This is a genomic window from Glycomyces luteolus, assembly GCF_027622875.1.
Lineage (GTDB): Bacteria > Actinomycetota > Actinomycetes > Mycobacteriales > Micromonosporaceae > Glycomyces > Glycomyces luteolus.
Genome location: NZ_JAPZVP010000002.1, coordinates 24808 through 36165, shown reverse-complemented (window position 1 = coordinate 36165; position 11358 = coordinate 24808). Strand labels below are relative to the sequence as shown.

At 69.5% G+C, this 11358-nt stretch carries 11 protein-coding genes; 7 read left to right on the top strand and 4 right to left on the bottom strand.

Annotated elements, in window-relative coordinates; genetic code table 11:
* Nucleotides 1–218 precede the first annotated feature (218 nt).
* Together O1R50_RS02205 and O1R50_RS02200 are read left to right on the top strand one after the other, a co-directional pair.
* The gene (locus tag O1R50_RS02205; RefSeq protein ID WP_270108216.1) at nucleotides 219–1139 is read left to right on the top strand and encodes an alpha/beta fold hydrolase; all 921 of its coding nucleotides are present in this window, start codon (nucleotides 219–221) and stop codon (nucleotides 1137–1139) included.
* A 269-nt stretch (nucleotides 1140–1408) separates the two neighbouring features.
* The gene (locus O1R50_RS02200; RefSeq protein WP_270108215.1) at nucleotides 1409–2548 is read left to right on the top strand and encodes an amidohydrolase; all 1140 of its coding nucleotides are present in this window, start codon (nucleotides 1409–1411) and stop codon (nucleotides 2546–2548) included.
* Between the two features lie 221 nt (nucleotides 2549–2769).
* Here O1R50_RS02200 and O1R50_RS02195 read toward each other — a convergent pair whose 3' ends face one another.
* Together O1R50_RS02195 and O1R50_RS02190 are read right to left on the bottom strand one after the other, a co-directional pair.
* Entirely contained in the window at nucleotides 2770–2985 is a 216-nt protein-coding gene (locus O1R50_RS02195; protein ID WP_270108214.1) for a hypothetical protein, read from the bottom strand.
* Between the two features lie 603 nt (nucleotides 2986–3588).
* Entirely contained in the window at nucleotides 3589–4251 is a 663-nt protein-coding gene (locus O1R50_RS02190; RefSeq protein WP_270108213.1) for a helix-turn-helix transcriptional regulator, read from the bottom strand.
* 94 nt (nucleotides 4252–4345) lie between these two features.
* On the opposite strand from O1R50_RS02190, the gene O1R50_RS02185 reads away from it, so the two are divergent.
* The 5 genes from O1R50_RS02185 to O1R50_RS02165 all read left to right on the top strand — a co-directional run bounded on the left by O1R50_RS02185 (nucleotide 4346) and on the right by O1R50_RS02165 (nucleotide 9102).
* Nucleotides 4346–4813, top strand: coding sequence for a hypothetical protein (locus O1R50_RS02185; RefSeq protein WP_270108212.1), 468 nt, complete (start codon nucleotides 4346–4348; stop codon nucleotides 4811–4813).
* Nucleotides 4814–4818: 5 nt separating this feature from the next.
* Nucleotides 4819–5391: a GTP cyclohydrolase I gene (folE, locus tag O1R50_RS02180; protein ID WP_270108211.1), complete on the top strand. Its 573-nt coding sequence runs from the start codon at nucleotides 4819–4821 to the stop codon at nucleotides 5389–5391.
* Between the two features lie 134 nt (nucleotides 5392–5525).
* Nucleotides 5526–7322, top strand: a complete 1797-nt coding sequence (locus tag O1R50_RS02175; RefSeq protein WP_270108210.1) for a glycoside hydrolase family 15 protein — start codon at nucleotides 5526–5528, stop codon at nucleotides 7320–7322.
* Nucleotides 7319–7801: a hypothetical protein gene (locus O1R50_RS02170; protein WP_270108209.1), complete on the top strand. Its 483-nt coding sequence runs from the start codon at nucleotides 7319–7321 to the stop codon at nucleotides 7799–7801. The genes O1R50_RS02175 and O1R50_RS02170 overlap by 4 nt, the downstream gene beginning before the upstream one ends.
* A gap of 128 nt (nucleotides 7802–7929) precedes the next feature.
* Complete coding sequence (locus tag O1R50_RS02165) at nucleotides 7930–9102, top strand: PP2C family protein-serine/threonine phosphatase (protein ID WP_270108208.1); 1173 nt, start codon at nucleotides 7930–7932, stop codon at nucleotides 9100–9102.
* Between the two features lie 305 nt (nucleotides 9103–9407).
* Here O1R50_RS02165 and O1R50_RS02160 read toward each other — a convergent pair whose 3' ends face one another.
* Both O1R50_RS02160 and O1R50_RS02155 read right to left on the bottom strand, forming a co-directional pair.
* Entirely contained in the window at nucleotides 9408–10880 is a 1473-nt protein-coding gene (locus O1R50_RS02160) for an RICIN domain-containing protein (RefSeq protein WP_270108207.1), read from the bottom strand.
* A 69-nt stretch (nucleotides 10881–10949) separates the two neighbouring features.
* Entirely contained in the window at nucleotides 10950–11249 is a 300-nt protein-coding gene (locus tag O1R50_RS02155; RefSeq protein WP_270108206.1) for a helix-turn-helix domain-containing protein, read from the bottom strand.
* Nucleotides 11250–11358: the final 109 nt, after the last annotated feature.

The window sequence follows — 11358 nt, the reverse complement described above, 5'->3', positions numbered from 1 at the left end:
GCCCCCCCCCCCCGCCCGCCCCCCCCGCCCCGCCCCCCGCCCCCCCCGCGCCCCCCCCCCCCCGCCCCCCGCCGTTGTGTCGCGGCCCTTGCCGACCGGGCCACCTTCGCCGCACTCCGCACCGGCCGCCCCTCCCCGGGTCCCCCGACCGTGACCTCCGATCGCCCTCCCCGCCTCCGCCTCGCCGCCGCCGGGCGGTGACCTCGTACGCTGGGCGCGTGACCCGCAAGACCTTCGCCGACAGCGCCGCGATCAAGCAAGGCCCCTGGACCCACCGGCACATCGACGCCAACGGCTCGCGCTTCCACGTCGTGGAGGCAGGCGAGGGCCCGCTCATCCTGCTGCTCCACGGCTTCCCCGAGTTCTGGTGGGCCTGGCGCCACCAGATCCCGGCGCTCGCCGACGCCGGCTTCCGCGTCGTGGCCGCCGACCTGCGCGGTTACGGCGCCTCCGACAAGCCGCCGCGCGGCTACGACGCCTACACGATGGCCGCCGACGTCGTGGGGCTCGTGCGCGCCCTCGGCGAGCGCGAGGCCACCGTCGTCGGGCACGATCTCGGCGGCATCCTCGGGTTCGCCGCCGCCGCGTTCCACCCCCGCCAGTTCAGGTCACTCGTCGTCATCGGCGCGGCCCATCCGCTGCGCCAGCGCGCCGCGCTCGCGGTCGACCCGAAGGGGCAGCTGACGGCCTCCCGGCACCTCTTCGCGTTCCAGATGCCCCGCTATGAGCACAAGCTGACCGACTGGGACGCAAGGAAAGTCGCCGACCTGATGTACGCGTGGTCCGGCCCGGGCTGGCGGGGCAGCCGCGATTTCCAGGAGTACGTGCGGGCGTGCCGGGACGTCATCCAGATCCCGCAGGCCGCGTTCTGCGCCCTTGAAGCGTTCCGGTGGCCGTTCCGCACCGCGATGGGCCTGGCCGGGCGGCGGTTCGTGAAGCTCCTGCAGCGGCCGACACCGGTGCCGACGCTGCAGCTGCACGGCGCGCTCGACCGCTGCGTGCTGCCGCGCACGGCTCAGGGCTCGGGCCGGTACGTGCACGGGCGCTACGAGTGGAAGCTCCTCGACGGCATCGGCCATTTCCCGCAGCAGGAGGCCCCGGAGACGATCACGAAGGAGATCATCCGCTGGGCGAGCTGACGCCGTACACAGTACGACGTACTTTGCACGCGAGGAAGCACGCACGGCACGCCGTACATAGTACGTCGTACATCGTATGTCGTTGCGACGCACCGTACGTCGTACACCGTACCCAGTACGACGTACGCCGCGCAATGTACGCCGTACGACCAGTGGGACGCTCCACGAGACCGCCACCGCACTAGCCGCGCGGCTAGCGAGTCGGGCAGGATGGATGGCGGGGCCGGGGCCCCACCGACCACCCCACGAGCCACCTGGAAGGCGGGTCCATGTCAGAGGCCAGGTTCGCGCTGCGCGGCGCGACGATCGTCCCCATCACGTCAGCACCGATCGAGCACGGGGTCGTCCTCGTCGAGAACGGCCGCATCAGAGCCGTCGGCGGTCCGGATATGCCTGTGCCCGAAGGGGTCCCGGTCGAGGACGCGACAGGCAAGTGGATCGTGCCGGGCCTGATCGACGCGCACACGCACCTGGGGGTGCACGAGGTCGCCGAGGGCTGGGCGGGAAACGACACCAACGAGATGACCGACCCGAACACCGCGTACGTGCGGGCGCTGGACGGCATCAACCCCGCCGAGCCGGGCTTCGCCGAGGCGCTCGAGGGCGGCGTGCTGGCGGTGAACGTGAACCCCGGGTCGGGCAACGTGATCGGGGGCGAGACGGTCGCGATCAAGACCGTGGGCCGCTATGTGGACGAGATGGTGCTGCGGTCGCCGTCAGGGGTGAAGTCGGCGCTCGGCGAGAACCCGAAGCGGGTGTACGGCGAGCAGAAGAAGACGCCGTCGACGCGGCTGGGCACGGCGGGCGTGCTGCGCCAGGCGTTCGTGGAGGCCGAGAACTACCGCGGTGCGGACGCGCCCGACCGCGACCTCAAGCTCGAGGTGCTCGGGAAGGTCCTGGACCGCGAGATCCCCTGGCGCCAGCACTGCCACCGGGCCGACGACATCGCGACGGCGCTGCGCGTGGCCGAGGAGTTCGGGTACGACCTGGTGCTCGACCACGGGACCGAGGCGCACCTGCTCGCCGACGTGATCGCCGAGCGGGAGATCCCGGTGATCTTCGGGCCGCTGCTGTCCTCGCGGTCCAAGGTGGAGACGGTGAACCGATGGCCCGAGAACGCCGCGAAACTCGCCGCGGCCGGCGTCAAGCTCGCGATCACCACCGACCATCCGGTGGTGCCGATCGAGCACTTGATCATCCAGGTGATGCTCGCGGTGAAAGCCGGGCTCGACCGCGACACGGCGCTGCGGTCGGTGACGATCAACCCCGCGGCGATCATGGGCGTCGACGACCGCCTCGGCTCACTCGAAACGGGCAAGGACGCCGACTTCTGCATCTGGTCCGGCGACCCGCTCGACATCTACTCGAAGGTCGAACGGGCCTACATCGACGGCAAGCAGGTTTCCTAGGGGCCGCATTCCCGGCGTGAGCCTGCAAAACGGCCATCGCCGGGCCCCCGACATCAAGGGTCGCATCGGGGTACGACACCGCGAGTGCGCCGATGGCGCGTTCGGGCCCGGGACGACAGCGCTGCGGAGGCTTGACCGCCGCCGCGGGCGATTCGGACACGGCTCAGGGCCTGGCAGTGCGCTTCGAAAGGCGCGCTGCCCGGCCCTGAGCCGTACGTGTCTCAGGCGGCCCGGCGGACGTCGGCCCGCTTCGGGAACACGGCGGATCCGCCGCGAACCCGCAGTTCGCGGGCGATGTAGCCGTGCTTTGCAGCGGTGACGCCGCCGGCGATCCGATCGAAGAGCGTGGGACGGTCGGCGACGACGGGCGCGTCGGGCAGTGCCGACTGGGCTTCGGTCGAGAACATCTGGATTGCCAAGAGTGCGTAAGCGTCCATCGGTATTTCCTTCCGGGCGGTGATGCGAGATGCGTGCCGCGCCGGTGCGGCGGTGAGGCCCGCCCCGCGTGTGGGAAGGCCGGAGTCGGATCCCCCGGCGCCGCGGTCGGTTCCGGGGCCTCGGGTACTAGCCTGACCGGCCCGTGTCACCGGCTCATTACGCCTCAGGAAACCCTCGGACAAGTCCCGTGAACACCAGGGTGCCGATCATGCCGCAGGTCACATCCGTTGCGTCGCAGATCAACACCATTCGACCGCCTCACTCCCCGTCCGGCGACAACTGCTACCGGAACACCCGCACCGTCCTTGCGCAGGACCGGAAACGGCTAACGCACCACCAGGCGATCGGCGAGGTCGGCAGGAGTGTCCGGCGCCAGAGCGGCGCTTTCGAGCAGCCACCGCAGCGTCGGGACGTCCCGCGGGTCGACTGATACGCCACTGTGGACGAGCGCGGTGACGAGGTCGACCTCCGCGGGGGAGAGCTCCCCGACGATCAGCTTCGTGCGCAGCCCCTCCGCATCGCGCAGGACCCGTCCCCTGGTGAGCTGCCGACCTGCGGGGCACTGATGCCCCCGGCGGCGGGCCGGCCGGCGCACGTAGGCATCAAGTCTGGTCGGGATGGATGACGACGCAGCAGCGGCCCGGCGCCGGCGCGAGTTCGACTCGGTCGGGTTCGGCGTCGCATGCGGCGAGCACGCCGCGCAGGAACGCCCGGTTCATGCCGCAGACCAGTTCGGTCTCCTGCTGCGCGATCCGGTGGAACGGGCAGTTGCTCAGCTCGATGTCGTCGCGCTCGGTGGTGCGGGGCTCGTAGCCGCAGCCGGTGAGCGTCGTCAAAAGGTCGGGGTCTTGTCCGTCGACCGCTCGCCCGCGCCGTTCAGCAGCGGTGATCAACGCGGTTCGCAGCGCGTCGGAGTCCGCGCCCGCGACGGCGTCGACGAGGATCTCGGCGAACAGACCGTAATCGCGCGGCGGGATCGTCACGGACACTTCGTCCCGCGCTGGAGCGTATTGCTTGGCGGGCCGCCCCGCTCCGGGCCCGCCCCGCCCTTCCGGGCGGGCGTAGCCGGTGGTGAGCAGGTCCGCCTCGGCGAGTCGGTCGAGGTGATACGCCGCCAGCGTGCGGCTGATCTGCACCGCTTCGGCCACTTGATCGCGCCGCACCGGGGCGCTCTGGCCTACGACGTAGTCGTACACCCGGCGCCGGACCGGGTTCGATAGCGCGTCGAGGTCCCGCGTTGCCTCGGGGACCCAAGCCTCGTCCATACGAAGAGATTCTACCACCAACGAATCTTGACAAATATCCGTCGACCGCGCACACTAAAACTAGTCAGCATTATTTTTAGAAAGGAGCGAATCAATGTCGACGACCTCAGCACGTGCCGCAACAGGCCGCCCGGCGGCTCGAAGCCTCCGCGATCCGGCCTACGGCGCCTACCGAATCCTGCACGTCGGGTTCGTGGTCCTCCCCCTGCTGATGGGGCTGGACAAATTCACCAACGCGCTCACCGACTGGCCCGACTACCTGGCACCGTGGATCGTGGAGCTGTCGCCGTTCTCGGCCCAGACCGCCATGTACGCCGTCGGCGTCATCGAGATCCTCGCCGGTCTCGCCGTGGCCGTGAAACCCCGCTACGCCGCATACGTCGTCGCCTTGTGGCTCACCGGCATCATCGTCAACCTGCTCACCTACTCCGGGTTCTACGACGTGGCGCTGCGCGACTTCGGCCTGCTCATCGCGGCGCTGGCACTCGCCCGGCTCGCCGCCGTCTACGACCGCCCGCACCGCCATGCCGACTCCGGCACCGACACGGTCCGAGCCCGGTGACGGCCATGCGCGTCGAAGACACTGCCGGCGAGCCCGACATGATCGCGGCGGAGGCCGCCGCAGGGGCCTTCCTCAAGGCGCTGGGCGTGGAGGCGGACTCCGAGCACCTGCGGGACACGCCCGGGCGGATGGCCCGGGCGTGGGCGGAGATGCTCACTCCCCGCCCGTTCGATCTCACGACGTTCCCCAACGACGAGCGCTACGACGAACTCGTCCTGGCCAGGGACATTCCGTTCCGATCGATCTGCGAGCACCACCTGCTGCCGTTCACCGGCCACGCATGCGTCGGCTACCTGCCGGGCGAACGGGTGCTCGGCCTCTCCAAGCTCGCCCGAGTCGTCGAGCACTTCGCCTGCCGCCCGCAGACGCAGGAGCGGCTGACCAAGCAGACCGCCGACTGGCTTCAGGAGCAGCTCGGCGCCCGCGCCGTCGGCGTGGTGGTCAAGGCCGAGCACTCGTGCATGACGCTGCGCGGCGCTCTCGCGAACGGATCCAGCACGGTGACCTCGACGCTGCTGGGCCGTCTCCGCACCGACCCGCGTTCCCGCCAGGAATTCCTCTCGCTCGCCGGTTTCTGACCGGGCGCGCAGAGGCGCTGGACTGCTCCAGGATTGTCGGCGGGGCAGACGGGGAATCCCCGCTGACTATCAGTCCCCGCTCGGTGGGCGCCGGCCCGCCGGAGGCGGCTCGACCTCGCTGAGGAGGGGCCCATATGCGGCGATCGGATTCGTCTGCAGGTCGCATCGATGGCTACGCGCCCCTTCGCGACTACGCGGCGATCGGCGACGGGCGAACCGTCGCCCTGGTGGCCCGGGACGGATCGATCGACTGGCTGCCCACACCCGACCTCGATTCGCCGACGGTGTTCGCCGCTGTTCTCGACGGCGAGCGCGGTGGCCGGTTCGTGCTCGAACCCGCCACCTCGTACCGAGTCGAACGCCGCTATCTGCCACGCACGAACGTCCTCGAAACCACCTTTCACACTGCGTCGGGCAGTGCGCAGGTCAGCGATGCGCTGACGCTGCCCGGGGAGGGACTCGAACCGTTCCGCGAACTCCAGCGGCGCATCGAAGGCCTGGACGGGACGGTGCGGTTCCGCTGGCGGGTCGAACCGCGCTTCGGCTACGGCAGCGCGCAAACGCGGTTCGGAAGCCGGTACGGACTACCGGTGGCGAGCGCCGGTACTGAGGCGGTCGGGATGATCGCCTTCGACGCCGGCGCGTCGGCGGAAGGATGGTCGGGCGCCTTCGCGACCGCTCAAGGCTCCTCGCACCTGCTGGTGCTCTCGATGGCCCACCAGGAACCGCTGGTGTTCCCAAGTCGGCGAGAGCTCGATGCGCGCTTCGAGCGCACCGGTGAGATCTGGCGGCGCTGGACCGACGGGCGGACGTACGACGGGCCCTGGCGAGAGGCGGTCCTCCGAAGCGCTCTCGCGCTGAAACTGCTGGTCTTCGCCCCTTCGGGTGCGGTCGCGGCGGCCGCGACCACATCGCTGCCGGAGACTGTCGGCGGCGAGCGAAACTGGGACTACCGCTATTCCTGGATCCGCGACAGCGCCTTCACTCTGGAGGCGCTGCTCCGCCTGGGCTGCCCCGCTGAGGCGCGGGCGTACTTCTGGTGGCTCATGCACACGACGCAACTGGACGCCCCGAGGCTGCGGGTGATGTACACGTTCGGCGGTCGGCGCCCTGCGACGGAGCGGGAACTGCCCCTCCGCGGCTACCGCGGTTCACACCCCGTCAGGATCGGCAACGCCGCCGCCGACCAGCTGCAGTTGGACACGTACGGCGAGCTGATGCGAACGGCCTGGCTCTACGCCGAGGCGGGGAACACGATCGATCCGGACGTGGGTCGCCGACTCGGCGAGTTCGCGGATTTCGCGGCCGCGAACTGGCGCACCGCCGATGCGGGCATCTGGGAGGTGCGGAGCGAACCCCGCCAGTTCACGCAGTCCAAGATGATGTGCGCAGTGGCACTGGACAAGGCGTCGCAGCTCGCCGAGCGAGGCTCCCTGCCGCGGCGGCATCTCGACCGCTGGTCTCGGGAAGCGGCGGCGATTCGCCGGTTCGTAGGTTCGCAGTGCTTCTCCGAGCGGCGGCGGTCCTACGTTCGCTACGCGAACGGCGAGGAACTGGACGCCGGCGTGCTGCTCGGCCTCCTGCACGGCTACGGTGGCGACGCGACGCGGCTGAAGTCGACGGTCGAGGCGATCGCGACCGAGCTCGCCGACGGGGTCCTCGTTCGCCGCTACACCGGCGAAGACGGCGTGCCCGGCGCTGAGGGAGCGTTCCTGGCCTGCTCGTTCTGGCTCGTCGAGGCACTCGCCCGCATCGGACGGGTCGACGAGGCCGCTGATCGGATGGACGAGCTGATCGGCCTGGCCAACGACGTCGGTCTCTACAGCGAGGAGATCGGTCCGACCGGCGAGTTCCTGGGAAACCTGCCGCAGGGACTCTCCCACCTGGCGCTGATCAGCGCCGCGGCGGCCGTCGCGGAGGCGAGTCCATGACCATCGGCGGCGCCTTGGCCGGCGGTCTGATCGGGACGCTCGTGCTCACGAGCCTGATGCGGGCCGCGAACGAGCTGAAACTCACCAGGATGGACCTGCCCTTCCTGCTCGGCACGGCGCTGAGCGGCAACCGCGCCCGCGCGAAGGCGGGCGGCTACCTCCTCCACTTCTGCTTCGGACTTGTCTTCGCACTCGGCTACTACGCGGTCTTCACCGCGATCGGGTCCGCCGGCTGGGGGCTCGGCGCTGCGTTCGGCCTCTTGCACGGTGTGTTCGCGGGAACCGCGCTCGTCAACGTGCTGCTGCCGCTCGTGCATCCGCGGATGGGGTCTGCGATGACCGGCGCGGGCGATGCGCCCCTTTTGGAGCCACCCGGCTTCATGCTCAGGAACTACGGGGTGCAGACGCCAGTGGTCGCGATCGCGTCGCACGTGGCCTACGGCTCGATCGTGGGCGGACTCTCCTCACTCGGCGGTTGACGCCGGCAAGCACCGCGCCGGTGTCGGCCGCGGCCGGGCACCGGAGCCCCAAGCCTCGGCGAGGGGCACCTTCACCGCACTTTCCCGATCGGGGTCTGGGTCGCCGACGACGTGCATACGCTCGCTCCGTGAAATGGAGGGCAAGGGGCCCCGGCGGCCCCACCCAGGGGCACATCAGGCCCTACCCCCTGCCTGAGGGCCCGTGGGACCGCGTCACCAGCGGACAGCCCGTCTCGGTGCTGTGGCTGAGGTTGCTCCCGCTCAGTCTGCTGGCCGTGACCATGACGGTGGCGTTCTTCAGCCCCCCGATGGTGCCCTACGCCGACGTCGCCATCGTCCTGCTTCCGGCCATGACCGCGCTGGTCAACGGACCGATCGCCACCGGGGCAGCCACCGTGGTCACGGTCGCACTGGTCAGCGCCGGGACTGGAACGCTGGGGCTCCTCCCCTTCCCCGCGAGCGAATGGAGCCACGTGGCTCCGATCGCGATCATGAGCCTGCTATGCACCTGCCTCGCGTGGATCCGCAACCGGGTCATCTCACGGTTGCTGGACATGACGCTGGTGGCGGAGACCGCCCAAGGCGCCATCCTGCGGCGCCTGCCTGCACGGATCGGCGGCCTGTCGGTCGCCTCCGGCTACAACACCGCTGAGGGGAGCCCGAGCCTGGTCGGCGGCGACTTCTACGACGTCCTAGAGACCGAATTCGGAATCCGGGCGGTCGTCGGCGACGTCCAGGGCCATGACCTCACCACCCTCCAGCTCACCGAGGCGCTCCTGGGCACTTTCCGCGAGCGGGCACTCGACGAACCGGACCTGCTCGGACTGGCCGCCCGCATGGAGCGCCGCGTCCGCATCGACAACCGAGCACGCGATGAATGGGGACAGACCTTCGCTACTGCCGTTCTCATCGAAATCCCGCCCGGCCAAGGCGTCCTACGATTCATCCTCTTCGGACATCCTGCCCTGCTGCTCGTGCGCAAGCGGGCCGAGCCGCTGTCGATCCCGCCCATGCCGCCGCTGGGCCTGGCCGACTTCGGGCTCCATGACGCCGAGGTCCACGAGGCGGAGCTGATGCCGGACGACCTCATCATCGCCTATACGGACGGTTTGGTCGACGCCCGCGATTCGGCCGGGCATCACTACCCGCTGATCCCGCTGCTGGACGCCAACATCGTGTCCGGCGTGCGCGACCCGGAGCAACTGCGCAGGAACCTCAGAGCGAGCTTCTTCGACGGCGGCTACAGACGCACCGACGACCTCACGATCCTCATCATCCGCATCCCGCCCGACTCCGACTGAGCAGGTGGCGGCTCGGTGCTTCCCCTGCCTGCGAACCTCCACTCGAGGCTGCCCCGACCCACCAGAGCGCCGAAACCCTCGAAACCCGGCCCCGGAAGGCCTGCAGAGCAACGCAATCGGTGCAAAGCGCCGATCCGCGACCCCGGCAAGATAGCCGAACGCGACAAGACCATGGGGGAACGAGAACAGCGCTTGACCAGCCCAACCAGCGCTTCACCCGCCAAGCGGTCCGAACCGCACGCCGGCGCGAAAGCGGGGCGGGTCCGATTTCGGAGCCCGCCCTGCTTTAGCGCGCGTGGATCGTCCTAATAGGCGTTCTGCAAGGCCGTGTACTGCGCCGCGGTCAGCGGCAGGACCATGCCGTGGCGCGGTCGCCCCGGCAGGCTGTAGTTCGAGGAGGGCGTCCACTGGCCCCCGGCGAGGTTCGTCGTCTCGAACGGGATGTAGCCGCGCCCGCCGTACTCGTCGATGTACATGTACCACTTGTTCTCGGTGTTCGACTTGAACACGAGCGGGCCTTCGCCCTGGCTGAGGGTGCCCTTGCCGATGCAGTCTCGCTGAAAGGCCCAGCCGGTGCTCGCCAGGGCGGTCGAGGTCTCGGAGAGGATGAACTTGCCGCAGGTGGTGCCGCTGCGCTCGTCCTTGGTGTAGCGGTAGTACGTGCCGTTGTACTGGGCCACCGTGGAGTCGATCGTGGAGTAGCCCTTGTCGACCCATACCTGCGGGGTGCTGAAGGTGCGGAAATCGGTAGTGGTCGCGTACATCATCCGGTGGTACGAGCTGCCCGAGTGGTCCGCGTTGGCGTACAGCTTCGAGGCCCAGTAGACGACGAAGGCGTTCCGGGTCGGGTCCCAGTACGCCTCGGGGGCCCAGGTGTTGCCCGCCGAGGGCGGCGAGACCAGTGCCAGTCGCGAGGCGGTCCAGGTGACCAGGTCGCTCGACTCCCACACGACGAGGGAGCGGCTGCCGTACCGTTGCGCGCGGTCCCAGTCGCCGTTGCCGTAGATCTTCAGGTCGGTGGCGACCATGTAGTACCGGCCGGTGCCCGGGTGCTGCACGATGAACGGGTCGCGGGCGCCTCGTTCGCCCACGGTGGAGGTCGCGACGGGTCGGCCGCCGTTGAGCGCGTCGTAGGCGAGCGGGTCGTCGCCCCGGCTCAGGGCGAAATACACCTGTTCGCCGTTGGCGGTGCCCTCGCCGAGCATGTAGGCGAAGAGGTAGCCGTAGGGTTCGTCGTCGCCGGGAGTTTCGGCGGGAGTCAGGCGCCACTGCTGGTTGGTCCCGCCGTTCGGGGTGTACTGGGAGATCCGCGCGCCCGGGGCGGTCGAGCGTTCCCATACGTCGAGTGCCTTGCCCGAGAAGCGGTTGACGATGGAGTGGTAGCCCTCGGCGTTCTCGGTGAGCCGCCATTGCTGGTTCGTGCCGTTGAGGTCGTTCCACTGGACGATGTCGGCGCCGTTGGCGGCATTCCGTCCGGAGACGTCGAGGACGTGGCCGGAGTGCCGGACCTGGATGCGGTAGTAGCCGTCGCCGGCGTCGATGAACCGGAACTGCTGGCTGGTGCCGCCGCTGGCGGTGTTCTGGATCAACGCCGCGCCGGGCTGCGTCGAGGCGTTCGCGATGTCGAGGACGAGCCCGGAGTGGCGCGAGGCGATGGCGTACCAGGCGTTCGTGTCGATGGCGGCCTGTGCGGGCGGTGCGGCGAAGAAGACGGCGGTCAGGGCGAGCGCCGCGGCGGCGGCCAGGCCCGAGAGGCGTCGGCGGATGCGAGTTGGCATGGGGGACTCCCGATCGTGCGGTGAGGGACGCGCGAGGCGGGCGCACTCGCCGCAAGAGCGTTCATAAATCTACATATATAAAGATATGAGCACCTTCAGTTTAAACGTTTTCGTCGAGTCCGAACAGGGCGCGATACGCGGACGGGCCGTGCCGTGAATGCGGGCGAACCGGCGGGAGAAGTACATCGGATAGTCGTAGCCGGTTTCACGCGCGATGACGGCGATCGGCGGGTCGGTGCCGGCGAGCAGCTCGCGGGCGCGCTTCATGCGCAGCTGCACCTGGAACTGGAGCGGCGTGACGCCGAGGCGAGCTCGCCCACGACCGTGGTTTCGTCCATGTCCACCAGTGAAATGACCATCGACAGGCATGTCAAGCGCTCGTAGGGTCGATTGCAGGTCATTCGCGCCGTTGGGAAACCTGTCCGAACCGTTCGGCCCCGATCGGCGACGCGACCCGCTCACGATTCCACCCGGCACT

What these genes read in the sequence shown, in the direction of transcription:
- O1R50_RS02190 (WP_270108213.1), bottom strand. Translation starts at nt 4,251, where the DNA reads ATGGACGAGGCTTGGGTCCCCGAGGCAACGCGGGACCTCGACGCGCTA.
- O1R50_RS02155 (WP_270108206.1), bottom strand. Translation starts at nt 11,249, where the DNA reads ATGCCTGTCGATGGTCATTTCACTGGTGGACATGGACGAAACCACGGT.
- O1R50_RS02160 (WP_270108207.1), bottom strand. Translation starts at nt 10,880, where the DNA reads ATGCCAACTCGCATCCGCCGACGCCTCTCGGGCCTGGCCGCCGCCGCG.
- O1R50_RS02185 (WP_270108212.1), top strand. Translation starts at nt 4,346, where the DNA reads ATGTCGACGACCTCAGCACGTGCCGCAACAGGCCGCCCGGCGGCTCGA.
- O1R50_RS02195 (WP_270108214.1), bottom strand. Translation starts at nt 2,985, where the DNA reads ATGGACGCTTACGCACTCTTGGCAATCCAGATGTTCTCGACCGAAGCC.
- O1R50_RS02200 (WP_270108215.1), top strand. Translation starts at nt 1,409, where the DNA reads ATGTCAGAGGCCAGGTTCGCGCTGCGCGGCGCGACGATCGTCCCCATC.
- O1R50_RS02170 (WP_270108209.1), top strand. Translation starts at nt 7,319, where the DNA reads ATGACCATCGGCGGCGCCTTGGCCGGCGGTCTGATCGGGACGCTCGTG.
- O1R50_RS02175 (WP_270108210.1), top strand. Translation starts at nt 5,526, where the DNA reads ATGCGGCGATCGGATTCGTCTGCAGGTCGCATCGATGGCTACGCGCCC.
- folE (WP_270108211.1), top strand. Translation starts at nt 4,819, where the DNA reads ATGCGCGTCGAAGACACTGCCGGCGAGCCCGACATGATCGCGGCGGAG.